Source organism: Mycetocola sp. TRD_SC_2, from assembly GCF_055361225.1.
In genome coordinates this window covers 2,988,711-3,013,768 of sequence record NZ_CM143954.1, presented here as the reverse complement: position 1 = coordinate 3,013,768, position 25,058 = coordinate 2,988,711, and the positions used below count along the sequence as shown (strand labels likewise).

23 protein-coding genes are annotated in these 25,058 nt (G+C 64.1%); 15 read left to right on the top strand and 8 right to left on the bottom strand.

Annotated features, from left to right (window positions below; genetic code table 11):
• The first annotated feature begins 62 nt into the window (after positions 1–62).
• From ACWA1Q_RS14480 to ACWA1Q_RS14460, 5 genes are all read left to right on the top strand, one after another.
• Complete coding sequence (locus ACWA1Q_RS14480; protein ID WP_463758362.1) at positions 63–1,013, top strand: carbohydrate ABC transporter permease; 951 nt, start codon at positions 63–65, stop codon at positions 1,011–1,013.
• A complete protein-coding gene (locus tag ACWA1Q_RS14475; RefSeq protein WP_463758360.1) occupies positions 1,010–1,903 on the top strand; it encodes a carbohydrate ABC transporter permease in 894 nt (297 codons plus the stop codon). The genes ACWA1Q_RS14480 and ACWA1Q_RS14475 overlap by 4 nt, the downstream gene beginning before the upstream one ends.
• A 25-nt stretch (positions 1,904–1,928) precedes the next feature.
• Complete coding sequence (locus ACWA1Q_RS14470) at positions 1,929–3,779, top strand: hypothetical protein (RefSeq protein WP_463758358.1); 1,851 nt, start codon at positions 1,929–1,931, stop codon at positions 3,777–3,779.
• Positions 3,776–4,528, top strand: a complete 753-nt coding sequence (locus tag ACWA1Q_RS14465; protein ID WP_463758357.1) for an SDR family NAD(P)-dependent oxidoreductase — start codon at positions 3,776–3,778, stop codon at positions 4,526–4,528. Before ACWA1Q_RS14470 ends, ACWA1Q_RS14465 begins: the two co-directional genes overlap by 4 nt.
• A 174-nt stretch (positions 4,529–4,702) precedes the next feature.
• Positions 4,703–5,455 (top strand): DarT ssDNA thymidine ADP-ribosyltransferase family protein, encoded by a 753-nt coding sequence (locus ACWA1Q_RS14460; protein ID WP_463758355.1) that lies wholly within the window; start codon positions 4,703–4,705, stop codon positions 5,453–5,455.
• A gap of 144 nt (positions 5,456–5,599) precedes the next feature.
• On the opposite strand, the gene ACWA1Q_RS14455 is transcribed toward ACWA1Q_RS14460, so the two are convergent.
• On the bottom strand, positions 5,600–6,352 hold the full coding sequence (locus tag ACWA1Q_RS14455) for a GntR family transcriptional regulator (RefSeq protein ID WP_463758354.1): 753 nt from the start codon (positions 6,350–6,352) through the stop codon (positions 5,600–5,602).
• Between the two features lie 229 nt (positions 6,353–6,581).
• On the opposite strand from ACWA1Q_RS14455, the gene ACWA1Q_RS14450 reads away from it, so the two are divergent.
• The 8 genes from ACWA1Q_RS14450 to ACWA1Q_RS14415 all read left to right on the top strand — a co-directional run bounded on the left by ACWA1Q_RS14450 (position 6,582) and on the right by ACWA1Q_RS14415 (position 17,284).
• On the top strand, positions 6,582–7,658 hold the full coding sequence (locus ACWA1Q_RS14450) for a substrate-binding domain-containing protein (RefSeq protein ID WP_463758352.1): 1,077 nt from the start codon (positions 6,582–6,584) through the stop codon (positions 7,656–7,658).
• Between the two features lie 96 nt (positions 7,659–7,754).
• Complete coding sequence (locus ACWA1Q_RS14445; protein WP_463758350.1) at positions 7,755–9,227, top strand: sugar ABC transporter ATP-binding protein; 1,473 nt, start codon at positions 7,755–7,757, stop codon at positions 9,225–9,227.
• A complete protein-coding gene (locus ACWA1Q_RS14440) occupies positions 9,224–10,204 on the top strand; it encodes an ABC transporter permease (RefSeq protein ID WP_463758348.1) in 981 nt (326 codons plus the stop codon). The genes ACWA1Q_RS14445 and ACWA1Q_RS14440 overlap by 4 nt, the downstream gene beginning before the upstream one ends.
• A complete protein-coding gene (locus tag ACWA1Q_RS14435) occupies positions 10,201–11,259 on the top strand; it encodes an ABC transporter permease (RefSeq protein ID WP_463758347.1) in 1,059 nt (352 codons plus the stop codon). The genes ACWA1Q_RS14440 and ACWA1Q_RS14435 overlap by 4 nt, the downstream gene beginning before the upstream one ends.
• Positions 11,252–12,124: a 3-hydroxy-5-phosphonooxypentane-2,4-dione thiolase gene (gene lsrF, locus ACWA1Q_RS14430; protein WP_463758345.1), complete on the top strand. Its 873-nt coding sequence runs from the start codon at positions 11,252–11,254 to the stop codon at positions 12,122–12,124. Before ACWA1Q_RS14435 ends, lsrF begins: the two co-directional genes overlap by 8 nt.
• A gap of 58 nt (positions 12,125–12,182) precedes the next feature.
• The gene (locus ACWA1Q_RS14425; protein WP_463758344.1) at positions 12,183–13,832 is read left to right on the top strand and encodes a glycerol-3-phosphate dehydrogenase/oxidase; all 1,650 of its coding nucleotides are present in this window, start codon (positions 12,183–12,185) and stop codon (positions 13,830–13,832) included.
• Between the two features lie 21 nt (positions 13,833–13,853).
• Complete coding sequence (locus ACWA1Q_RS14420; RefSeq protein ID WP_463760880.1) at positions 13,854–15,347, top strand: FGGY-family carbohydrate kinase; 1,494 nt, start codon at positions 13,854–13,856, stop codon at positions 15,345–15,347.
• A 2-nt stretch (positions 15,348–15,349) separates the two neighbouring features.
• Positions 15,350–17,284, top strand: a complete 1,935-nt coding sequence (locus tag ACWA1Q_RS14415; protein WP_463758343.1) for a bifunctional aldolase/short-chain dehydrogenase — start codon at positions 15,350–15,352, stop codon at positions 17,282–17,284.
• A 42-nt stretch (positions 17,285–17,326) separates the two neighbouring features.
• Here the strand turns inward: ACWA1Q_RS14415 and ACWA1Q_RS14410 are convergent, their stop codons facing one another.
• Positions 17,327–18,520: a MarP family serine protease gene (locus ACWA1Q_RS14410; protein ID WP_463758341.1), complete on the bottom strand. Its 1,194-nt coding sequence runs from the start codon at positions 18,518–18,520 to the stop codon at positions 17,327–17,329.
• Positions 18,521–18,639: 119 nt separating this feature from the next.
• Between ACWA1Q_RS14410 and ACWA1Q_RS14405 the strand changes: the two genes are divergently transcribed.
• Positions 18,640–18,939, top strand: coding sequence for a hypothetical protein (locus ACWA1Q_RS14405; RefSeq protein WP_463758340.1), 300 nt, complete (start codon positions 18,640–18,642; stop codon positions 18,937–18,939).
• Positions 18,940–19,234: 295 nt separating this feature from the next.
• On the opposite strand, the gene ACWA1Q_RS14400 is transcribed toward ACWA1Q_RS14405, so the two are convergent.
• The 6 genes from ACWA1Q_RS14400 to ACWA1Q_RS14375 form a co-directional block, all read right to left on the bottom strand.
• On the bottom strand, positions 19,235–19,624 hold the full coding sequence (locus tag ACWA1Q_RS14400; RefSeq protein WP_463758339.1) for a hypothetical protein: 390 nt from the start codon (positions 19,622–19,624) through the stop codon (positions 19,235–19,237).
• A gap of 74 nt (positions 19,625–19,698) precedes the next feature.
• Entirely contained in the window at positions 19,699–20,229 is a 531-nt protein-coding gene (locus tag ACWA1Q_RS14395; protein ID WP_463758337.1) for a metallophosphoesterase family protein, read from the bottom strand.
• A 154-nt stretch (positions 20,230–20,383) separates the two neighbouring features.
• Positions 20,384–20,644: a hypothetical protein gene (locus tag ACWA1Q_RS14390; RefSeq protein WP_463758336.1), complete on the bottom strand. Its 261-nt coding sequence runs from the start codon at positions 20,642–20,644 to the stop codon at positions 20,384–20,386.
• A 55-nt stretch (positions 20,645–20,699) separates the two neighbouring features.
• A complete protein-coding gene (locus ACWA1Q_RS14385) occupies positions 20,700–21,647 on the bottom strand; it encodes a PRC-barrel domain-containing protein (RefSeq protein WP_463758335.1) in 948 nt (315 codons plus the stop codon).
• A gap of 43 nt (positions 21,648–21,690) precedes the next feature.
• Complete coding sequence (locus ACWA1Q_RS14380) at positions 21,691–22,341, bottom strand: hypothetical protein (RefSeq protein WP_463758333.1); 651 nt, start codon at positions 22,339–22,341, stop codon at positions 21,691–21,693.
• Between the two features lie 223 nt (positions 22,342–22,564).
• Positions 22,565–23,578, bottom strand: coding sequence for a LacI family DNA-binding transcriptional regulator (locus ACWA1Q_RS14375; protein ID WP_463760878.1), 1,014 nt, complete (start codon positions 23,576–23,578; stop codon positions 22,565–22,567).
• A 239-nt stretch (positions 23,579–23,817) separates the two neighbouring features.
• Between ACWA1Q_RS14375 and ACWA1Q_RS14370 the strand changes: the two genes are divergently transcribed.
• A complete protein-coding gene (locus ACWA1Q_RS14370) occupies positions 23,818–25,041 on the top strand; it encodes a sugar ABC transporter substrate-binding protein (RefSeq protein ID WP_463758332.1) in 1,224 nt (407 codons plus the stop codon).
• Positions 25,042–25,058 lie beyond the last annotated feature (17 nt).

Here is a 25,058-nt window from a genome sequence, read left to right as displayed (position 1 = left end):
CCCCTCGTGCACCCGTTCATTTCGAGCCGGACGACGTCCGAGCCGTTGAAAGAGGTCCATTCATGACCACTGCACCACCGGTCACCCGGGGTAGCGCGAAGAGGCGTACCCCTCAGCAGAAGATGCGTACTCCCAAGCATCATCGGTTCGTCCTCGCCCTGCCGTACCTGATTCCCGCGATCGTCCTGTACGGCTGGTTCCTCCTCTACCCGATGGCCGACGCCGTGCGGCTGTCGTTCTTCCAGTGGTCCGGGTTCCGCACCGAAGAGCCTGTCTGGGTCGGAATCGACAACTACATCCGGCTCTTCACACAGGACGCAGTGTTCTGGACCGCGCTGCAGAATTCGGTGATCTGGGTGGTCCTGTCGCTAATCATCCCCACCGGCATCGCCCTGTTGCTGGCACTCGGTCTGAACCGCAAGATGGCCGGGCGTAATCTGATGCGAGCGGTGTTCTACATACCGGCCGTGTTCGCTTCGATCACCGTCGCGGCGATGTGGCGTTGGATCTACAACCCCACCCTGGGCTTCGTCAATCAGGCACTTGAGGCTATCGGTCTCGGCGCCTGGACCCAGTCCTGGCTGGGCGATCCGGAGTTTGCGCTCGCATCGATCTTCGTCGCCAGTGTCTGGCAGGGCGTCGGCTTCAGCATGGTCCTCTTCCTGGCTGGGCTGCAGACGGTCCCAACAGAGCTCATCGAAGCGGCAAAGCTCGACGGAGCGAACGCCTGGCAGCGCTTCCGCGCCGTGACTGTCCCCGCGCTTCGACCGACCACGGTGGTCGTGGTGATCCTTGCGATCATCAACGCCCTCAAGGTGTTCGATCTTGTCGTCGGTATGACCGGAGGCGGGCCGGCGCAGTCGACCCAGGTCCTCGCGCTGTGGTCGTTCACCCAATCGTTCACCAACCACAACTTCGGGATGGGTGGCGCCGTCGCGACCGTGCTCCTCGTCGTGACACTTGCCCTCGTCATTCCTTACATGGCCTGGTCGATGAAGGGAGAAGACCGATGAGCAGCGCAACAGCTACACCGGTCATTGCGCCGGAGATCCTCGAAAGCGGAGGGCGCCGTCGGCCGCCGCGCGACTATGTCGGCATCGGGCTCTGGGCCGCGCTCGGCGTGACCGCGCTGCTGTGGTTCCTCCCTCTCTTCCTGATGTTCACGACATCGGTCAAGAGCAAGCCGGATCTGAACAGCTCGCCCATGTGGTCGCTGCCCTCCACGTGGGAGTGGGGCAACTATCTCGCGGCAATCGACACGGGAGACCTATGGGTCACCGCGGGCAACAGCCTCCTCGTGGCCGTGATCAAGGTTCCGCTGGGGCTGGCGATCGCCGCGGCCGCCGCGTATGCGCTCGCTCGCATCCGTTTCAAGGGTGGCCGGGTTCTGCTCATGGTCATCGCCATCGGCTCGATGGTCCCCGTGCAGATCGGACTCGGTCCGCTGTTCAACACCATGCTGAACCTGGAGATCCTCGACTCGCTGTACGGCCTGATCCTTCCGTACCTTGCCTTCGGCATCCCCTATCAAATCTTCGTTTTGTACGGTTTCTTCCGCGGGATTCCCGACGAACTCGAAGAGTCCGCCCGACTCGACGGCGCCTCGTCGTTCCGCATCTTCTGGCAAATCGTCCTCCCGCTCGCAAAGCCGGCGCTCGCCGCCCTCTTCGTGCTCGACTTCGTAGCCACGTGGAACGAATACGCAATGGCGACAACGCTGCTTCGGTCGCAGGGCAACTGGACCATTCCGCTCGCCGTCCAGAGCTTCTCGACGCAGCACGGAACTGACTATGGGCCGATGAACGCGTTCATCTTTATGTCTGCCGTGCCCGTCCTTCTGGTCTACCTGCTGTTCCAGCGCTACTTCATTCAGGGCGCACTGGCTGGAGCTGTGAAAGGCTGAGTTGCTCAACGCAAGGAGGACTGTCGTGACCGAGAACGTCTCTCAGCGGCTCGACCGGCTGTGGTCGCCAGAGCCAACGCCGAGTCCCGTCCAGATGGGTCCGTGGCGATTCGAGCTGCGCGGCGACGAGATTGCCGACGTCAGTTTCGACGGCAGTCCCGTGGTCCGCAGCGTCCGGGCTGTCGCGCGGGACCGGGACTGGAACACCGTCCCGACGAGCGTTCTGTCGTTCGAGCCGAGCGACAGCGGATACCGGCTGGAGCTCAGCTTCGTCGGATTCGGTGCCGAGATCAGCGCGACTCTCGACATCGCGCATCGCGCCGGGATGCTGAACATCAATCTGACAGCGACGTCGCACGCCGACTTCCTCACGAATCGCCTCGGCCTCGTTGTGTTGCATCCTCCGGTGCTCGCCGGCACGCCGCTCACGGTTGGATCCGAGAACGCCGAAGAGGTGACCGCCTTCCCGACCGACGTCTCACCGCATCAGCCGGCCTTCGGCATCCGCTCGCTGTCATGGAGCTACGACGGCGTCGACACGCGCGTGCAGTTCAGCGGAGACACCTTCGAGATGGAAGACCAACGCAACTGGACCGACGCCAGCTACAAGACCTACAACCGTCCGCTCGCCTTGCCTTTCCCCTACCCGATCGGGCGGGGAGAGACGATTGAGCAATACGTGTCGCTGACCGCGAACCGCGTGCACGAACGGGGTCCGATCGAGTCAGGCGATCTGATCGAACTCGTGCGCACGGGCCAGCTGGTCCCCGAGGTCACGCTCGGCGCATCGACGATTCCGGATGCCGCGATGCCGGTCGCGGGCGCGTCCCTTCCCGCTGGCGTCGGGGCGGTGCTCGTCGAACTGGACACGCGGACGCCGAGCTGGCGCGCCGCGCTGGAGCGGGCTGCATCCGAGGCGGGGGAGCTGCCGCTCGACGTTCGAGTGGTGGCCGATGACCCGAGTGTGGTGCACGACACCATCGCGGTCGTGGCAGCGACGGGGATCCGTGTTAAGCGACTCGGCGTATTCTCGGGCACGAGCCACAGCACCGAACCGGAACTCTGGAATGCACTCACGACGGCGGGGCGTGCCCTGCCGGGCGTTGTGCTCATCGGAGGCGCTCGATCGCATTTCACCGAACTGAACCGCGAGCACGGTCGGCTGCCGGACGGCATCCCGGAACTGAGCTTCTCCATCACCCCCCAGATGCACGCAACCGAGCGCGCCCAGCTGGTCGAATCGATCCCGATGCAGGCCGTCGTTGTTCGCAGTGCCGGGGTTCTCGCCGAGGGCCGGCCCCTGCACATCGGGCCAATCACCCTGCGTGCCCGGTTCAACGCGGTCGCCACGAGTGGCGCGGAGGGCCAGGCGTCCGCCGGCCTGGAGCGTGGCTACGGCGCCGAGCTCACCGTCGGCGCGACCGACGAACGCCAGAAGTCCCCTGGACTCGAAGCGTGGACCATAGCCAGCTTCGCTGCGATCGCGGCGGCGACAGACGCGGCGCAGGTTTCGAGCGTGAGTTACTTCGAGGCATCCGGCCCCCGAGGACTCGTCGATAGCGGCCAGTCGTTTCCCGTTGAGCAAGCCATCTCCGCGCTTTCGGCTTTGGCGGGTGGCGAGCTCCTGATTCCATCGACCCCCGCACATTCGGAACTGTGGTGCGTCGGATCCCGTCGGCGGAACGGGTCCTGGCATGTGCTTCTGACGAACATCGGGCCAGCACCGGTCACGTCCGACCTTCTCATCGAGGGCGAGCGCCGTTCGATCGAGATCGCACCGTACGCGGTGCTGTTCCTTTCCTCGAGCGCGGATTCCGCGAGCGGGTATCCGCCAGAAGCTGAAGACATCCCTACCGAACGGAAGACAACCACATGAGCAATCGACTGCAGGGCAAGACCGTCATCGTGACCGGTGCCGGATCCGGCATCGGACGGGCCATCGGCCAGCGCTTCTCCCGCGAGGGGGCCAGGGTGGTCTTCACCGACGTCGACCTCGACGCGGCGACAGGAGCCGCTGGCGAGGTGGAGAACGCGGTGGCCGTGCGCATGGACGTGTCGGACGAAGCGAGCGTGGCCGAAGCGTTCGACAGCCTTGCCGCCGACGGCGCTTCGCCCGATGTTCTCGTTGCGAGTGCCGGGGTCCAGCTCTTCGGCTCGGATGCGCCCATCGCCGACCTCGAACTCGACGTCTGGCGCCGCACGATCGACATCAACCTCACCGGTGCTTTCCTCAGCGTCAAGCACGGTGTCCGTTCCATGCTCGGGCGCGGCGGATCGATCATCCTCATCGGCAGCCCGACCGCGCTGAACGGTGAAGGGAAAGACTTCACGGCGTACAGCTCGTCGAAGGCGGGAATGCATGGACTCGGACGTACTGTCGCTGCCGCATACGCGAGTGACGGTATCCGGGTGAACACGATTGTGCCCGGGTACACCGAGACTCCCCTCGTCTCTGCGATCTCGAGCGATCCCGAGGATCGGGCGGCGATCGTCTCGCGCATCCCGCTGGGGCGACCAGGGCAAGCGTCAGACGTCGAGGGCATCGCCGTCTACCTCGCGAGTGACGAGTCGAGCTTCGCCACCGGGGCGACCTTCCGGGTCGACGGAGGAATGACGACTCTCTAGAGCTCGGCCGGTAACCAGTGTGCGGCAAATCAACGTAACGTAGGGAGTGTGGCACTTCCGGCGGTCGGGAGCGGGGAGAGACGCCACACACGAGAGGTATTTGCAGTGAGCATCGAATGTAAACATGGTTTTGAGCCCGGATTCTGCGACACCTGCTTTCCGAAGCCCGTGTTCGTGCCCGAGCCTAAAGAGCCGGTGAAGCGCGTCGGTCGCACCCGCGCCCCTGCCCGAACTCCCGGTACCCCCAAGGCCGCTCCGGTCTCCACGACCAAACTGCCGACGTTCAACGCCGGTGAACTGCGGCTCTACCACGTGACCCACATCAGCAATCTGCCCGCGATCCTCGAATCCGGCAAGCTGTTCGCCGCGTCCGGACCGGATGCCGCCGCTCCCGCCGTCGACATCTCCTCGGCTGAGAACCGCGAGGCTCGGAAGACCGTGTTCGTCGCCGGTCAGAAGGATTCGCCGGTTTCAGCCTTTGTTCCGTTCTTCCTTTCGCCGGATGCGGCGCTGTGGCGGAGCATCCGCTCGGGGAACCCGGATTCACGGCTCGCTCATGACGTGACCGAGCACTCGGTCAACGACTTCGTTGTGCTCGTCACGACCATCGACGCGGTGTCGCTCGAGGGTGTCGGCGCGCTCGCGAACGTTGTCGTTGCCGACGGTGATGCGGCCGGATCGCTCACGCCGTTCGCCGCCAACAGCGCCAGTGCGGTGCGGATGCTGCGCAAGCTCCGCTCCGATGAAGAAGCGGAGGCGCTGCTCGAGGCCGAAGTTCTCGTCGCCGACGCTGTCCCGGTCGACAACATCGCGCTCATCGGTGTCGCGAACGTGAAGGTGCGCGAGGCCGTCAAGCGGATGCTCGCGCCCACCCCCTACGCCACCAAGGTCGCGGCGTACACACCCTGGTTCGAGGCTGTCGAGTAGTTTCGCGTCCTTCGTGGGGTGCTCGCGGGTCGCTGCTCGGTCGGTTGTGGTCGTTCGCGCCTTGCTCGGTCGGTTTTGGTCGCTTGAGCGCGCCGGTTTCAGCCAAAAGTGACCGAGCAACGCGGCTGGGGCCGAGCGGCACCGTCATCGAATCCCGACATAGAACCGGGACTCATCACTTCGGTGCAAGGCGCGGTAGAGCTCGAATCGAGTACCCGATTCGGCCCAGGTAACCGACTCGATGCAGAGAGCGGGCGCACCGGGCTCGAGCTGGAGGAGCTCCGCTTCCTCCGTACTCGGGATCACCGCCTGAATCCACCGATCAGCCCCAGCCGGAGACACTCCGTAGTGCCGACGAAGGTGCTCGTAGAGGGAGTGGTTCTCGAGATTTGCGCGGGCAAGTCCGGGAAACAGTGTTCGGGGAAGCGTTGTCGAAACGAGTAGCCAGGGTTTTCCATCGACGGAGCGCAAGCGGCGCAGACGAACCACATCGCTTCCCGGCGGGATGCTGAGCGTTGCAGCCTCTTCGGTGTCAGCGATTCCTTCTTCCTGCCGGAGTACGCGGGTTGATGAAGTGCGTCCGGAGGCGGTTAGGTCTGCGGATGAGCCGAGCGTCGAGCCGATGAAGCTCAACGCGGGCGAGGCAGGGGAGACGAATGAGCCTTTGGCGCGAATCTTGTAAATCAGTCCCCGGCGGACGAGCTCAGCCAGGGCTTCGCGTACCACCGTTCGCGACACGCTGAAGCGATCGATGAGCTCCGATTCGGAGGGTAGCGCCTGATCCGGAAGCAGTCGGCCGTTGGCGATTGCGGCCCGTAGGACTGTCGCAAGTTGCATCCACAACGGTTCGGGCGCGTCGCGATTGAGTCGCTCGTCTCCGAACGCTGGTGTCGACATCGGCCCCCCTGACTTCCTGGCTGTTTCGGCACAGCGCATTTGACACTACCGGCATCGTCCGGTTGACACGGCTCACGGCCATACCTATTCTTATCACTACCAACTGGTCATGACGAGTTGGGCATGACAAATGCCCCGAAGTTTCCAGTTGCTTGCCGGGACGACGACACATTGAACCGGGAAGCCAGCCCTTTCACCTCGCATAGTCGCGAAAAACAGGAGACAAACGATGTCGTTTCGTACCTTCCGGCGGTTCACCGTCGCAGCCGCAGCCGTCGCTGCGCTAACCCTCACCGGCTGCTCAGCTGCCGAGACCGATACCGCTGAAGGAGGAGACTCGCCGGAAGGCGTGTCGATCTCGCTGAGTAACGGGTTCGTCAACGGTTGGCGGCTGACCCTGATCAACAAATTCGAAGAGGAAGCCGAGAAGCTCAAGGAAGACGGCGTTGTCTCCGAGTTCAACACGGTCAACGCTCCCGGTGAAAACAGCGCCACAGAGCAGGCCTCACAGATTCGCAGCCTGGTGCTGCAAAACCCCGATGTTCTGATGGTAATCCCGGCGTCGTCCACAGCACTGGTCCCCGCGGTGGAGGAGGCCTGCGATGCGGGCATCACCGTTATTGTTCTCGACGCTGACATGGACGCTCCGTGCGCAACCATCGTTCGGAACGCATATGACCAGTGGGGGGACGTTTCACTTCAGCCAGCACTCGATGCGATCGACGGCAAAGGCAACATCGTCATCAACCGTGGTGTCATCGGCTCCCAGCCTGAGGAAGAATTCCACGCTCGTCAGCTTGAGATCCTCGAGGACTACCCGGACGTAACGGTCGCAGCAGAGGTCAACGGCTTCTGCGACAGCAGCACCACGCAGAAGGAAATCGTCGGCGTATTGGGCTCTTTGTCTGACATCGCTGCCGTTCCCGGCTGCGTCGGCGGCATGGGGGTCGTGCAGGCCTTCGAATCAGCAGGCAAGGAAGTGCCCGTTGTGGTGTTCGACACCGATGGCAAGTCACTCCAGTTCTGGAAGGACAAGGGAATTGAGAACGGTTCCTTCGCCGCGCTGACCGACCCGGGCCAGTCGGTTGCCGCCATCTACGTCGCACTCGCCGTCCTTGACGGTAAAGAAGTACCCGACGAGATCGTCATCCCGCTGCTCCAGATCAATCAGGAAGACCTCGATTACTGGCTGGGCGAGCTTGATTCCGATGAGTATGCCTCCTACCCATGGGACAAGGCCAGCGTCGAAGCTGCCATCGAAGCCGCTCAGGCCGGCGACGAGGCTGAAGCACCCGCGATCAAGTAATTGCGATTGACCGACGAGTTCAAGGATCCCCACATGTCAACGAGAGAATTCGGCGGAGCTGTGACTTCTGGAATACGCAACGCAGCCTCTCCTCCAATGATCGTTGCTGAGGCCGTGTCGAAGAGCTACGGCAATACGCATGCTCTGAGCGACGTGAGTCTCGAAGTGGCGAGTGGAGAAGTCCTTGGACTCGTCGGTCACAACGGAGCGGGGAAGAGCACTCTCATGCGCCTCCTGGCGGGTCGGGAACGACCCGATTCAGGTGTCGTGAGTATTCGCGATTTCCCGGCCGACCGGCCGTTCACCGCTCAAGCGGCTGAGGCCGCCGGTGTCCGCATGGTCTACCAGGAACTGGCGCTTTGCGCTGACCTGACGATCACGGAGAATGCCTGGTTGTCCGACCGACGCCCTGTTCGTGGCCCTGGGTGGATGCGGAAGGCAGAACGGCGCATCGTCGACGTTCTCGATACCGTTTTTCCCGGGCACGGCATCGCGGTCGTGAAGCGATCCGGTGACTTGCCGATGGCCAAGAGGCAAATGGTCGAGATTGCGCGCGCGTTGTGCACGGAGAACCTCCGCCTCTTGATCCTCGATGAGCCAACAGAATCCCTCAGCACGGATGCCGCCGGGCAGCTGTATGCGTACCTGAAGACGCTGACGGAGCAAGGAATCAGTGTCCTCCTGATCTCGCACCGGATGCAGGAAGTCATAGCCAACAGCGATCGAATCGCCGTCATGAAAGATGGTCGGGTTGTGTCGGTGACGGACGCCAACGTCACGGAGGACGAGCTCCTGGTCGCTATGGGCGGAGAAGTGCGAGCGGACAGCGCAACACTCGACCGCGTCGTGGCGGCCGAAGCAGAGGATACGTCCACTGTGCGTGCCGCCGCAGAGGGAACGGTGCTGGTGTCGGCGTCGGACGCGGCGGGAGGACGCTTCGAGGCGCGCGCAGGCGAGATTGTCGGGCTGGCAGGGCTTGCAGGTCAGGGGCAGGAAGAGTTGCTCCAGAAACTCTGGTCCCGTGGGGCTTTCGACCGTGGGACGCAGACGCCGCGTCGGCGCGCTTATGTTCCTGGTGACCGGCAGACTTCGGGGATTCTCCCGTTATGGACAGTCGCTGAAAACCTCACGATCGCCGCGTCACGCGTCGTCAGTCGCTTCGGGATTGTGAACGCCCGCCGCAAACGAGAACTCGCCGCGCACTGGGTCGACACGCTCAAGGTGCGCGGTGGTGCGCACTCGCCAATCACCGCCCTCAGCGGAGGGAACCAACAAAAAGTCCTCATCGCTCGCGCCTTCGCGGCGGACGCGGAGCTTGTGCTTCTTGATGACCCGTTCCGGGGCGTCGATGTCGCCACCAAGAACGAGCTGTACGCGCTGATGAAAGCGGAAGCGGCCGTAGGCAGATGCATCGTCTGGTACTCCACCGAGAACAAGGAAATGGCGCATTGCGACCGCGTGTATGTCTTCCGGGCGGGCCGAATCATCTCGGAGCTTTCGGGAAGCGACATCACGGAGGAACGCATCATCGCCGACTCATTCGACGAAAACACCGGAGAAGATCGATGACCAGTCCAACTCTTGCACCGTCGCTCCCGTCCACGCGTACGCGGCTGACGGCGACTGCTGTTCACGGATCACCGGCGCTGCTCTCGCTGGTGGCGATGGTGGCTATCTTCGTTATCGCAGCGGTAAATCAGCCGGGCATCCTCAGTGTGTCCGGCCTGACGCTAATGCTCATGTCGGCGGTGCCGCTGGTTCTTGCAACCCAGGCTCAAATGCTGATCATGTCGGTGGGTGACATCGATCTTGGGATTGGCTACCTGGTGGGTTTCGTCACCGTAATAGCGGCGACTGTACTGCAAACGTCACCTCTCGTCGGTGTCCTCATTTTGATCGGCATCGTCGTCGCCTACGCTGCGCTGGCTTTCATCATTCAGAAGCGAAATGTACCGTCGATCATCGTCACTCTGGGCATGTCGTTTGTGTGGCTCGGGCTTGGATTGCAGTTCCTGCCGACGCCGGGTGGTGAGGCCCCTGCATGGTTGGCGGCCATCGGTCGGTGGCGGCCGGATTGGATCCCGAGTCCGCTCGTTTTCATCCTCATCGCCACGCTGGTGGGTTGGTTGATTGCGCGCCGGTTCCGTTTTGGCACCCGTATGCGTGCGCTCGGGAGCAGCCCGGCAACACTTGAAAAGCTTGGCTGGTCGCTCAGCAGAACCCGCGTGCTCACTTACATGTTCGCCGCTGTTCTGATGATCGTGGCTGGTTTGATGCTTGCGTCACAAACTCGCTCGGGTGACATCAACTCGGCGACCAACTTCACTTTGATGACCATCGCCGCGGTGATTCTGGGCGGAGGCAATTTCGCCGGGGGGAGAGCCCTCCCGCTGGGCGCAACGCTCGGTGCGGTCACCCTTGGGCTGATCACGGTCCTGCTCAGTCTCATCAATCTGTCCTCCAGCTTGCAGTCCGCCGCGCAAGGCCTCATCGTCCTTGCCGTGCTGGCTGGCCGAGTGATCACAGAACGGGCCATTCGCTCATGACAAACACCCTTCCTGACACCAAAAAGTCGACCGCTGAAGTGCGGGAGCGAGCTCCACGATTCCAGTGGGTCTGGCCAGCATGGGGCTGGTCACTCATCGGGGTGATCGGTGTGTGGCTGTGCATGACGACGGTCAGCACAGGTTCGCCGTTCCAGCCGCTCAACCAGGCGCTCACCCTTGCCCCATACCTCGCCCTCGTGGCGCTCGGCCAGATGGTGGTTATTACACTCGGGCCTGGAAATATCGATGTCTCCGTCGGTGCGATTATTTCGATGTCCGCCTACGTATCCGTCGCCGTATCGCTTGGAATGGGACCGCTCACCGGTCTCGCGGCGGCAGTTCTCGCTGGCATCGCAGCTGCAATATGCAGTGTGCTCGCGATCCTTCTGTTGCGGGTGCCCCCCATCATCGCGACCCTTGCCACCAGCCTTATCGTTGGCTCGGCGACCCTGCTTCTTGCCGACGCGAACAGGTCCGGTGCCGCCCCCGCGCTTCGAGAATTTGTGAACGCCAAGGTCGCGGGCATCCCGGTGATCGCCATCGTTGTCGCGATCATCACGGTTGCGATTGCATTGGCGCTGCGCCACACCACCCTGGGGCTTGCCATCGTTGCGACCGGCCAGAGTTTCAAGGCCGCTCAAAAAGCCGGCCTCAACGTCACGCTGGTGACGACTGTCGCCTATCTTCTGAGCGGCGCCCTCGCGGGACTCGCTGGTGGTCTTCTCGCGGCGTTTATTTCTCCGAGCACGGTACTGGGAACGTCCTACATGCTCGATTCGATCGCGGTCGTCGTCATCGGCGGGACGCTCATCGCTGGTGGCAGGCCCGTTCCGATCGGTGTCTGGACGGGCGCAATGTTCTTTGTCCTTCTCTCTGGACTGCTGAACCTCGTCGGTTGGAGCGTCGGAGCGCAGAACATTCTCAAAGGCGTGCTCGTGGTCCTGGTCGTCGTTATCTCCAGTTCCGTGACCCGCACAGGCCGATCCGCTTTCCGGCGATTCATCGACGATCGAAAAAAACCTCACACCCAACAAAAGGAGCAAACCAATGGCTGATCTCGACGACCTGCGCGAAGGAACGAACTTCGCTGGCGCCCCGGTAAACACTGGAGGCTTTCACCTCAAGGGCCTCGGCGGCCAGGATTGGGGAATGCGGAGCCGTCTCTCGCGCATCTTCGACCCGGCAGATGGCAAGACGGTGATGCTTGCGTTCGACCACGGTTACTTCCAGGGCCCCACGTCTGGCCTTGAGCGTCTCGACCGTTCAATCGTCCCCCTCATCCCTCAGGCCGACGCACTCATGCTCACGCGAGGCGCGCTTCGGACAACGATCCCCGCTGAACACGGCAAGGGCATCGTTCTGCGGGCCAGCGGCGGGCCGAGCGTGCTGCGAGACCTCTCCGATGAAGAAATTACGGTCGGAATTGACGACGCGGTCCGGCTTGACGCTGCGGCCCTCGCCATTCAGGTCTTCATCGGGGCTGAGAACGAGACGAAATCGATCAAGAACATGAGCACTCTGGTCGACCAGGGGCAGTCCGTCGGCATCCCCGTCCTCGCCGTAACCGCTGTTGGCAAGGACATGGCTCGAGACGCCCGCTATTTCCGTCTGGCCACCCGAATCCCGGCCGAGCTCGGTGCCAGCTTCGTGAAGACCTACTACGTCGAGGACGGATTTGAAACGATCACTTCCGCGTGCCCTGTGCCCATCATCATCGCTGGGGGAAAGAAGGTCGCGGAGCACGAAGCGCTGACGGTTGCATACCGCGCCATGCAGCAAGGTGCAGCGGGCGTCGACATGGGCCGCAACGTATTCCAGTCAGAACACCCGTCGGCCATGCTCGGCGCCGTGCGCGGAGTCGTGCACGATTCGCTGACGCCAGACGAGGCCTTCGAACTGTTCGAGCACCTCTCCAACTGATGTAGCTGGTTGCGGAGCCCGGGTCACGGCTCCGCAACCGTAAACCTAAGGAAGCCCCATGCCAACTCTCTCTACCTACCGGGATCGAATCGAGCCGGTCGACGTCGCTATCATCGGTGCAGGCATCAACGGTCTCGCCGTGGCGCGCGAAGCCGCGCTCCGCGGAATGAGTGTCGCGCTCATCGACCAGGACGACGTTGGCGCGCGCACGACGGCCATCTCCACCCGGTTGGTGCATGGGGGACTCAAATATCTGGAACGTTTCGAGCTCAATCTTGTCTTCGAGTCGATCCGAGAACGGAACATCCTCCTCAAGCAGGCGCCTCACCTCGTGCGGCCGTACCCGATGCTCATTCCCTTCTCGAGGGGTCAGAGCCGGCCAGGGTGGTTGCTTGCGTGTGGGTTGATCCTGCATGACGTCCTCTCGATTGGCAAGAAGCTTCCGCTCAACCGGGTGGTCTTCAAGAAGAGCATCAGGCGGTCCTGGCCTGGCCTCGCTGACGCCGGCCTGAAGTGGGGCGGGCTGTTTCATGACGCGCAGGTATCGCTCACCGAACGCCTGACCCTTGAACTGGCAGCAGATGCCTACAAGCACGGGGCGGTGGTTCTTACTCACACCCGAGTCGAAGACCTGGTTCAGAGCAAGGGGCGCGTGACAGGAGTGCGCTACCGTGACCGGGCCGACGGCAGCGTGAAACAGCTCGACGCGCGCATCGTGGTGAACGCTGCTGGGCCGTGGGTTGACGAGATCCTTGGAATGGCAGGTCCGCACGATCGGAAGATGGGGCCCACGAAGGGCAGCCACGCCGTCATCGATCCCTTCCCGGGAGCACCGGAGACGTGCATATTCTTCGAATCTCCCAAGGATGCCCGACCCATGTTCATCCTTCCCTGGGCAGGCAGATACATGATCGGAACAACCGACCTCCCCTACAACGGCAGCCTCGACTCGATCATCATGGATGACGAAGAGACGGCTTACCTTCTCGATGCCGTGAACGGGCTGATCCCTCAGGCGGGGCTACGCCCGCAAGACGTTCTCTGGTCCTACTCAGGAGTTCGTCCCCTGCCATACGTGGCCAACCTCGATGATCCCTCCCAGGTCACACGCGACCACCAGATCCTCAGTCACACCGGCGCTCTGACGGGCCTGGTGACAATCATCGGTGGAAAACTCACAACCCACAGGGCGCTGGGTGAGCAAGTGACGAAGGTCCTCGCGAAGTCGCTTGGCCTGGCCAGGGCAGCGTCACCGACGCGGGCGGCACCGTTCCCCGGTGCGCCGCGCCACGAGATATGGCCCCGATTCCGTACGGAGTTCATCAGCCGCTCGAAGCTCGCGCGTCCCGTGGCGAGTCGCCTCGTCGACACCTATGGCACCGCTGCCACTGAGATCGAGGCGATTGCGATCGCACACGAGGAACTGGCCAGGGTGATCGATGAAGATTGTGGCGCCATCGGTGCCGAGATCGTGTACGCCGTTCGCGAGGAAGGGGCCCACACGCTGGAGGATGTCATCCTTCGGCGCACCCTCATCGGGATCAACCGTGACGTCGGGCTCACCGCGGCACCGATCGCCGCTGGCATACTCGTCTCAAAAGGCCTCTGGTCGCGTGAGTACGCCGACGAACAGGTTCTTGCGTACCGCGAGGCCGTTCGCCGATTCAATCCGCGCGCCCTCGCCGACGACTCCGCATCAAGTAAGTAGCAAGGACAGAGAGCCGTGGGAATGAAGCACTGTTACATCGGGATCGACGTTGGATTGACGGCGGCGAAAGCAGCGGCCTTTGATGAATCAGGTCGGGAACTCCGAACGTATTCAGCGCCAAACCCACGCGTCGCGGTCGCCTCTGATCGACAAGAGGTCGATATGCACACACTCTGGGAGACCGTCTGCGGCGTCCTCGCCAACCTCACGAGCTGGCTGACGTCAGAGGGGTGGGTGCCGCGGGCGGTCGGCGCCACCGGCCACGGCAATGGTCTGTACCTCGTAGATGAAGGTTTGAATCCGGTGCGATCGGCAATCGCATCAACCGATAGCCGCGCGGAGGGAATCGTGGCTCGGATTGCCCCGGAAGACCGAGCGAGTATGCAGGAAGTAACTGGTTCAGTTCCGTGGGCCGGTCAGCCCGGGGTGCTTCTCCGATGGCTTCAGGATAACGAGCCGGATACGCTCGCGCGGGTACGTTGGGTCCTGTCCTGCAAGGACTGGTTGGCGACGCAACTCATCGGAGCACCCACTGCGGACTTTTCGGATGCTTCGGCGTGCGGCCTCGTTTCGCTGACGGACCGGGACTATGAACCGCGGGTGTTCGACATGCTCGGCCTGCCTCGAGGCTTGATGGATCTTCTTCCCCCGCTTGCTGCTTCCGATGCGATTGTCGGGGAGATCACCGCGGGCGCGGCCGCGCGAACCGGTCTGCCGATCGGGACCCCCGTCGTTGCTGGCTGCATGGACTGTGTGGCGAGCCCGCTGGGTGCCGGTTCGGTGAACGAAACCGATGTCACCATCATTGTGGGGACCTGGGCAATCAATTCCGTCGTGGTTCCGGTTGGAATGGCTCCGCCCGACGTGACTCTCAATGCGCTACTGCCCAATCCTTCGGTGATGCTTGCGCAAGAGGTTGCTCCGACCTCGGCTGCGAGCATCGAGTGGTTCTCCTCCCTGATGTCGACGGTGGCCGTTGACGCCGTCACACCGCAGCAACTCCTTGCTGCCGCGGCGGACGTACCCGCGGGTGCCGACGGGCTCTTGTTCCTTCCCTTCATCCACGGCGCACCCGGCCACCACGGCGCCTCGGGTTCACTCCTGGGCGCGAAGGGCAGTCACGGTTACCGGGAGATCGCGCGGGCGGTCGCTGAGGGTATCGCCCAGTACCACCGCGTGCAGTTGGGGAAGCTTTGCGCAAGTGGGGCTGTGGTCTCCGACGAGCCGTGGACGCTGGCGGGAGGCGGAGCCAAGAATCCACTCTGGGCACAGATGTTCGCCGACATCATTGGGCACCCGGTGCGCCGGCAACTGGGCACTGAACTGGGCGCCCGTGGTGTTGCATCACTGGCCGCAGCGGGCGTCGGCCAAAGCCTGGAGGAGTGGGGCACGAGCCCCGACCCCAAGCTCGTTGTTCATCCGGGGGTGGATCACCAGCCATACCGTGAACAAGCTGCCCGATTCGATGCGGTTCTTGACGCGATGGAAAATGTCTGGTCGGCGGTTCGGATATGAATATGACTCCTGCACAGCTCCTCCTGGAACAACTCAGCGATGTCTCACGACGGCTCGGCTCAGACCCCGCGCTCGTGTTGCACGGGGGCGGCAACACCTCGATTAAAGGGTCGCTGAGAGGCGTCACCGGCAAGGAAGTGGACGTCGTCTGGGTCAAGGGAAGCGGATGGGACCTGGCGTCCATCGAACCTGCCGGTTTCGCACCTCTTCGACGGAACCGCCTGCTTGAGGTGCTCGAGGTTGAGAAACTGAGTGACGCAGAAATGGTGAACGAGGTTCGCCAGGCATCACTCGACGCGTCAGCTCCCACGGCTTCTATCGAAGCTCTTCTGCATGCCTTCATTCCACATCGCGTGGTGTTGCATTCACATGCTGACGCGATCGTGGCGTTGACCAATCAGCCTGCGAGTGCAGATTCGGTTGCTTCCGCGCTGGGCGACAAGGTGCACGTCTTGCCCTATGTCATGCCGGGATTCGAGCTCGCCCGTATGGTGGCGGCGGCTCGCTCCGAGATGGACAGTGGGATCGACGCAATCGTTTTGTCCAATCACGGGTTGTTCACCTTCGCCGATGATGTGGAAACCGCATATGAGCGACACATCGAACTTGTCAATCGTGCATCCGCAGCTTTGGGAGTCGCGGCGTGGGGCGACACGGGATCGCCGGTGACCGCCCGCCAGGGCAGCATCGAACGAATTGCTGACCTTCGTCGTCAGATATCGGATGCCGCGGGACGGCCCATGATCGTTACTCAGTCGACCTCTTCCCGTGCCGCGCAATTTGCCTCGCGTACCGACGCTGCGGTCGCAACGCGAAGGGGAACCGCAACCCCGGAGCACGTCATCCGGACCAAGCGCGTGCCGCTCGTGGGGACCAATGTCGGAGCGTACGTCGACGACTACCGCCGGTATGTGAACGAGAACCGTGCTCGGTTCGAAGAGATTACGGAGATCGACCCGGCGCCACGGGTCGTGCTCGACCCAGAGCTTGGCCTGCTCACGGTTGGCTCATCTTTCAAGGACGCCAGTGCCGTCGCCGATATCGCCATCCACACGATGGACATCATCGAGGCCGCCGACAGGTCGTCCGAGTACCAGTCGCTCGATGAGGCCCGTAGCTTCGACATCGAGTATTGGGAACTGGAGCAGGCACGCATCAGGAAGGGACCGTCGGCTCCGATCTTTGCGGGAGAGGTCGCGATCGTGACTGGAGCTGCATCTGGGATCGGCAGAGCATGTGCCGCCGCTCTTCTCGCCTCAGGAGCTGCCGTTGTCGGGATCGACATTAGTCCCAACATCCGGGACGCGTTCAACTCGCCTGCGTGGATAGGGATCGAGGGCGATGTCGCCGATTACGAGGCTCTCACCCGGGCCGCCGAATCGGCCGTGAGGACTTTTGGTGGGGTCGATGTCCTCGTGGTCGCTGCGGGGATTTTCCCTGAGAGCGCCCCGATTGCGGAGCTTGATGATGAACAGTGGGATCGGAGCGTTCGGGTCAACACGACTTCGGTGGCTCGCGTCCTGAAGGTGATGCATCCGTTCCTCGCGCTTGCGCCCAACGGAGGGCGGGTGGTCCTCGTTTCCTCGAAGAACGTCGCCGCCCCCGGTCCGGGCGCGGCAGCGTACTCCGCCAGCAAGGCGGGGGCCGCACAGTTGGCTCGGGTCGCTGCTCTCGAGTGGGCCGCTGATGGCATTCGGGTGAATCACGTCGAACCCGATGCCGTCTTTGACACGGCCATCTGGACACCCGAACTTCTCAGCGATCGCGCTGAACGATATGGGATGACGATCGACGAGTACAAGTCCCGGAATCTGCTCGGAGTCGAAGTGACAAGCTCGAAGGTCGCCGAGGCGGTCGTCGCCATCTGCTCGCCGTCGTTCTCAGCCACGACCGGCGTCCACCTGACCGTGGACGGTGGCAACGATCGCCTGATCTAACCCGTGCCGAGCGAGCAGCCGAGCGGATGCCGCGTGGCCGGGTCAGCGCGCGATGCAGGAGCCGGAGGCGACGGCATCCGTCAATGCTGAAGCCTGCGCGATCACCGGAAGGACCTCTTCCATCGCGAGGGCGTAGCCGACGTTGGCCGTGGCATCCGACTTCGCGAAGATGACGCCGGCGACAGCACCGTCGGTCGTCAGCAGCGGGCCACCGGAGTTGCCCTGCTGCACATTCGCGGCGAGTGTTGAGATCTCGCGCGGGACCGGGTTCGCGCCGTAGATGTCGCCGACGAGGGTGCTTCCGCTCGAGAGCACCTCGGCGGCCTGCGCCGAGAACGGCCCGCCGTACGGGTAGCCCATGAACGCGGCCTGGGCCCCGGCGCCGAGGGTGGGGGAGATCGCGAGGGGCGCGGCATCCAGACCATTGACGGCGATGACGGCGAGGTCGTCGACCGGGTCGAAGTACACGACCCGCCCGGGCTTGGGTAGCTCACCGGGCGCTTCGACGACGAGTTCCGTGACGCCCGCGAGGACGTGTGCGTTGGTGACGATGCGGTCGTCGGCCACGACGAATCCGCTGCCGACACTTCCGCTTCCGCACGACGGTGCGTTGCCCGTGATCCGCACAACGGATGCCGCCGCTCGCGTCAGCTCCGGCGAGTCCATCGCCATCTGCGGGATCGACGGTGCCGTCGACGGCACCCCGACGGCGTCGATGAGGCGCGGCAGCCCGTCGGTCAGGATCGTCGACCGCAACTGCGCGAGGGCGGATGCCACGGGGCGCGGCGTGAGGTCATCGAGGGTTCGCAGAACGTTCGACGTTGCCATCGCCTGGGTGAGGACCGGTGCGCTGAGCGACTGGGCGCTGAACGCGAGCATCGACACGACGACGAGTGTCACCGCAACGTTGGTGATCGCACCGAGGAAGCGGTCGATTCCCCGGAGCGGGGTCTTGTGGAGCGGGCGACGGATGAGGTTGCCGATGGCAGCGCCGATCGAGAACCCGATCGACACGAGCAGCAGCCCGGCGAGCAAGGCGATGGGCACTCGCCACTCGGACAGTGCGGCCCAGGTCGACACCAGCGGAAGCACGAAGAACGCCGCGATCCCGCCCACGATCATGCCGGCGATCCCGCCGACAACCCGCAGCAACCCGCGGGTGAACCCGTAGACGAGGGCGACAACGAGCACCGCGATCAGAATCACATCGAGCACGAGGGCCGCCGTCACCACCACAGGGGTCCTCCTCGGTTCCGCGGCAGGATAGTGCCGGAAAATTCAGTCTAGAGCGGCAATGATGAAGATCCCCCGAGCGACGGATGCCACGGGCAATCCGTCCGCCATACCGTGGGTTCATGGGGAGAATCAACGATCACACGCCGGCCGATGACGCGGAGCCGAGCGAAGCATCCGACGATTCAGCGGATGAAGAGAAGCAAGGCCAGGCCATCGGGATCGGGATCGCCCTCGGGCTGAGCTTCGGGGTGACGCTCAGCCTCGTGCTCGACAGCTGGGCGTTCCTCGGCATCGGGATTGCGCTCGGCGTGGTGTTCGGCGTTGCATTCGGGCAGCAGAAGAAGGAACCAGTGCCCGAGGACACCAGCGACGGGCCGGACGGCGGATCAACGCCTTCCGACGCGGCACCGAAACCGTAGGCTTCGCGGCCGGGGTGGGTCCGCGGGGGATCGGTCGGGCCCTAAGGGTTCTCCGCATTGAGCGGGAACGACCCTCTGGGCCCGATCGATTGCGCGAACGACCTTTTGGGCCCGGTCGATGGCGTCCAAGAGCTTGAGCTGCTTCAACCGGTCGTTCATTGTGAGCCGCAGCAGCACATTGTGGTGATTCGTCGTTGGCAGCAACCTTTTGTGGCAACTCGGTCGCCGGCACAAAAGCGTCCGGGCCCCGAACGCACGCGGCGTCGGAGCCCGGAAGCAGGAAAACAGGAGTGGGTCAGCGGTCGGAACCCGTGGCATCCGTCCCTGATGCCTCGCTCGACGCGACCGCGTCGCTGTCGAGAGCATCCGTGAGCTGGGACACGGTCGTGTCCTGGTTGTCGGTGCCCGGCTCGACCTCACCGTGGGTGTTGCTGAAGAGGTGCTGGTCGTTCTCGGTGTCGTCGGAGTCGTTGGCGGCATCGGAGTCCGAGGTCTCAACGTCAGCTTCGTCGACGTCGAGGAACGCGGCATCCTGCTCGACCGGCTCACCGGCGACGGCATCGTTCGCGACCGTCTCCTTCGCGAGCATCTCCTCGTCCTTCGGGTCCCCGACGCCCCACACTGCGCCCTCCGATGTCACTCCATCGGTCGAAGACTTGTCGTCGTGAATGTTCTGGTCGCTCATGGTTCGTCCTTTCGTCGGAACCCCCACCGTAGGCAACCGCGAACTCGACCGACAAGGGGCTTGCGGTCGCCCGCTCAGGCCTGCGAACTCTGCGAGCCGTGCGCACGGTCGACGGGCACGAGCGTCACGTCGCGCAGGGTGCCGGCATCGGCGACCGCCGTCATCAGGGTGCAGACGGGCTGGCGGCGGCGATCGGTCGGTGACCCGGGGTTGAGCAGTCGCAGCCCGCGCGGCGTCGTTGTGTCCCACGGGATGTGGCTGTGCCCGAAAACCAGCACATCGGCATCCGCGAATTGCGCCTCGCACCGCGCCTCACGACCGGTCGCAGGCCCGGTCTCGTGGATCATCGCGAAGCGGATGCCGTCGATCACCTCGGTCGCGATCTCCGGCAGGCGGGAGCGCAACCCGGGCCCGTCGTTGTTGCCGTACACACCGATCAGGCGGCGACTGTGTTTCTCCAGCTCGTCGAGCGTGGCCTCATCGACCCAGTCGCCCGCGTGTAAAACGACGTCTGCCTCGTCGACAGCGCGCCGGACCTGGTCGGGAAGCGCCCGTGCGCGTTTCGGCACGTGGGTATCGGCGAGCAGCAGGAGTTTCGTCGGCATGGCTGGATCCTTTCACGGGCTTCACTCGTACCGCGAGTTGCCCACTTTCGCGGGTGCACGAGCGCGACGACCCGCGAAACCGGGCAACTCGCGGCAGAAAGAGTACGAAAAGGCCCGGCACCCCGAGGGGCACCGGGCCTGACGCGGCTGAAACTCAGCGGTTCTCGTCGTCGAGGTTGAGCATCGGGTCGCCCTCGGAGGCGACCGCATCGAAGTCGTTGCTCGGCGTGTAGTGCTCGCCGGTCGCGTGACGGTCGTCGAGGTGTTGCTCCTCGGTCACCTCAGCGTTCCGAGCATCCTCGGCATCATTCGTGTTGTAGACCGGTTCACCGAGAACGGGGTCGTTCTGCGCGGTCTGGTGGCCCATCATGTCGACAGTTTCCGGATCTCCTCCGGTCATAGCTGAATCGCTCATTCATGTTCCTTTCCTTGATTGCAAGGGAACCGCCGGGGCAGGCGGCCCGAGTTCCTCACAAAGTTCGTGGCGGGCTGCTGCGATCGATGGTTGGATCGCCCGCGGTCGTGCCGTCGAGGTTCGGGTCATAGCGCCGCATCCGCGCGTGCTTCGGTGCGTCGCCGCCCTGGTTCTGGCCTGTGAGGCCTGCTTCGTCGGCCGGAACCGCGGATCCGTCGCGCTGCCCAGCGGTGAGGTCCACCTTGTCCGGGTGGAACTCATTGAGATCCCGCGGCCGGTCGTCGTCCGCGGCACGCTTGAGGTCGTCCCCGAGCGGGCCGTCGTTGCGTGCGCCCTCGTCCCGGTGTTCGCCGGTGTCGAAGCTCGTGTCCTCAGCCGGAACCGCGGCACCGGATGCCCGCTGGCCGCCAATGTTCTCCTCGGTCAGGGTACGACGATCATCGTCGTCAACCCGACCGTCGTCGTCGAGATCGCGGGAGCGTGCGGCATCCGCGCGCTGCTCGTCATTCAGCAGCCGGTCGGCATCCGTGTTCCGATCGGAGTCGAGAGAGCGGTCCGCGTCGCGCGAGCGGTCGCGCTCCGCATCCGACGTGCCGACGGGAACCGGTGTGACCGTATTTCCGCCCGGGTTGTGGCGGTATTCGCGGTCGGGGTACTCGTCCGGCCGCGCGGTTCCACCGTCAGTGTCCTGGTCGGACAGACCGTAGTAGCGGTAGAGCGCCTCTTCGTTGTGCGGCGAAAGTTCCTCGTCGGCGTCGATGCGCGGAGCCTCCTTGAGGGTCTCCTTGTCGATGTCGACGGACAGTTCCTCGCCGTTGAAGTCGGCCTCCGCGAGCGGGACGAAGGTCTCCTTGTGCCCCAACAGGCCGGTCTTCACCGTCACCCAGTTGGGCGCACCGGTTTGCGAGTCGAGGAACACCTGCCCGACATGACCGAGTTTCTCGTTGTCGCGGCCGAGCACGGGCGCGCCCTGCAGGCCGCCGATGTCGCGTGAATCAAGCATGCTTACTCCTCAAAGAAATGAAATCGGATGCCACGGGCTTGAGTCAGCGACCCAGGCCGGCGCGATCGACACGACGGTGGAACCGCATACCCGCCATTCCTCCGAGGATCGCACCGCCGAGGCTGACGAGTGCAGCGAGAACCGCGGTCACGATACCTTCCGTGGTCAGGTCTTCAGTGCTCGTCGGGATGCGCGGGAAGGTGTTGAGGTCGGCAAGGATGTTGTTGCCGAGCACCAGCCCGAGGACCGCGGCGACGATGGCGATGATGATCGCCCAGAGCCACACGGCGAGTCCCTGCTTTGCCCCGTCGAAGCGGGCCATCCGGCCAGCGACGTACCCACCGCAGTAGTACGCGATGAAGAGGATCACGAGCACGACGATGGCGTAGATCACGATGCCGCCGAACGGGGTCGAGATGGTCGAGTCGACGGCCTCTTCGACCCCTCCGCTGACGGCTGTCGCGATGGCGACAGCGAGCGCGGTGAGGAGGACGACGAGTCCGGTCGCGGCGAGCCAGCCGAAGAAGGCGGAGCCGAACTTGATGCCGCCGAACTGCTCTTTCTGTCGGCCGGTCACCTCTTCGCGATAGGAAGGTCGGGACTCTGCGGGCACTGAACCGTGGGCCTCAGGGCCGCCCGGGGTCGAGTTGGCGCGGGTGCGTGCGTCGGGATCGCGGGAATCTGAAGTACTCATTGCTGGTCCTTTCACGGGGAAACACCAGTCAAAGCCCCGTGTTGTCCCCCGTGCAAGGGGGTTGCATCCCGGCCGCACGAAGTGCCGGAGTGCGGTAAGAGGGCCGTGAGTGGAACGGACGGCGTGGTTTTATGCTGCGCCGGTGCAGCTGCACTCGCGTGCGGCCAGAACACCCGCGCACGAGCGTCGGGCCCGGAGGGGACGCCAGATGGGCGAACTGCGATCAGCGAGGGGCCGCACGCGGCGGCGCCGTCGACGCGCCCTGCTCGAGCGCGCACATCACGAGCGCGTGCCGGTCGTGATCGCCACCGCCGTCGAGCTGATCGATGAGTAATTCCACCCCGCGGCGGCCCAGCTCAACGCTCGGCGCGCTCATCACGGTGAGCTCGGGATCGTTCATCGCCGCCATCTCCTTCGAGGACGCGATCGACAGGATTGACAGGTCATCAGGCACCGACAGCCCCTGGTGCCGGAGTTCGCTCAGCAGCCCGGGTGCCGCGTGCTCGTTCATGAGAATCAGCGCGGTCATGCCGGGCGCCTCGTCGCGGAGCCGCGCACCCATCTCTCGGCCGGCGGCCGGGTTCTCGTCGCAGGAGAGCCGGAAGGCGGTCAGCCCGCGCTCCTCCATCTCCCGGTCGAACGCGCCCCGGGTGCGCACGACGGGGCCATAACCGCGAAGAGCTCCGCTGCCGACACCGCCGTCGAGCAGACCGATCGCCGTGTGCCCGAGTTCGACCAGGTGGTCGATCGAGGCGGCGACGGTGCCCTCAAAGTCGATGTCGACGAAGTCGAGAGCGTCGGGTTCAGCGGTCCGGCCGATGAGGGCGAATGGCGTGCCGGACTTCTGCAGGCGCTCGACCCGGGGGTCCTCGACCTGCACCTCCATCAGAAGCACTCCGTCGACGAGACCGGTCGACGTCAGTTCGTCGAGTTCGTCGTCGTTGCTCGCCGGCCACAGCACGAGGTTGTAGCCGTGCTCGCTCGCGGTCCGGGCGGCGCTGGTGAAGAAGTTCACGACGGTGCCACGAAAGCGGTGTTGCAGCGCCGGGTAGAGCAGGGCAAGGATGTGGGTCCGCTTGCTCGCGAGCGCACGGCCAACGGCGTTGCGGCGGAAGCCGAGCTCCTGCATCGCCGCTTCGACCCGGGCACGGGTGGCGGGGGAGACCGGCTTGCTGTTGTTCACGGTGAACGACACGGTCGCGATGGAGACATTCGCCAGCCGGGCGACATCCTGCATGGTGGCCACGGTGCCCCCTTCCGTCTCGTTTCGCGCCCGGTTCTGCAGTGAAAGCGGATGCTGGCTCGAATCCTCTCACAGATCCGCACCGGTTCCGGTCGCTTCATCACGAATCAGTAAAGCGCTTAACTTTTTCCTTGACAACCCCGTCCACCGGCCGCAGAATCGTCAGAACACCTTCGCGGTTAAGCGCTTTACCGGAACAGCGACGTCCCAACACATTTGGCAAGGGAGCCACCATGAGAAAACGCAGACTGACCACGCTTCTGGCCATCGCGGCCATCACCCCGCTCGCCCTGACGGCGTGCGCAGGCGGAGGAGGGGGAGGGCAGTCCGGCGGTGACCCTGACACCCTCACCGTTCTCGATTACTACAACAACGAGCCGGACAAGACGCTCATCCAGGCCGCGCTCGACAAGTGCGCCGAAGAACTCGACGTCACGCTCAAGCGCGAGACGGTCCCAGGCAAGGATCTCATCCAGAAGGTCCTCCAGCGCTCATCGTCGAAGACGCTGCCGGACGTGCTCATGCTCGACAACCCCGATCTGCAGGAGATCGCCGCGACCGGTGGCCTCGCCCCGCTCAGCGACTACGACGTCGACACCTCTGGCTTCGCCGATGGCATCCTCGAGGCAGCCACCTATGAAGACGAGGTCTACGGTCTCGCCCCCACGGTGAACACGCTCGGCCTGTTCTACAACGAGGACCTCCTCGCCGCCGCCGGCGTCGAGCCGCCCACCACGTGGGACGAGCTCAAGACCGCCGCAGCAACGCTCACCACCGGCGACCAGTACGGCCTCGCCTTCTCCGCCATCGCCACCTACGAGGGCAGCTGGCAGTTCCTCCCGTTCATGTGGACGAACGGTGGCGATGAGACCGACCTCAATACCCCCGAGGTTGCCGAGGCTCTGCAGCTCTGGGTGGACCTCGTCGACAGCGGCGCGGCATCCAAGAGCGTTCTCAACTGGTCCCAGGCCGACGTCAAGGACCAGTTCGTTGCCGGCAAGGCCGCGATGATGATCAACGGACCGTGGCAGATCCCCGGCCTCGCCGAGACGCCCGACGTGAAGTGGGGCACCGTGCAGGTCCCCGTCAACGAAGCCGGCCAGACCCCGATCGCCCCGCTGGGCGGCGAAGTCTGGACCGTTCCGGTGACGGGTGACGACGAGAAGCAGGCCAAGGCGGCATCCTTCGTCGAGTGCATCTCGAGCGACGACAACCAGCTCGAGCTCGCGACCGAGCGGTACACCGTGCCGACCAAGACCGAACTCGCCGACGAGTACGTCGAGGCCGTTCCCACCATGGACGCCTTCACCGAGCAGGTCGCCAACGCCCGCTCGCGCACCGGCCAGCTCGGTGAGGAGTGGCCAGAGGCTGCGACCGTGATCTACACCGCGATCCAGCTCGCTCTCACGGGGCAGGCCTCGGTTGAGGATGCCTTCGAGCAGGCTTCCGCAGGATAACTCGCCCCCTACGCGCA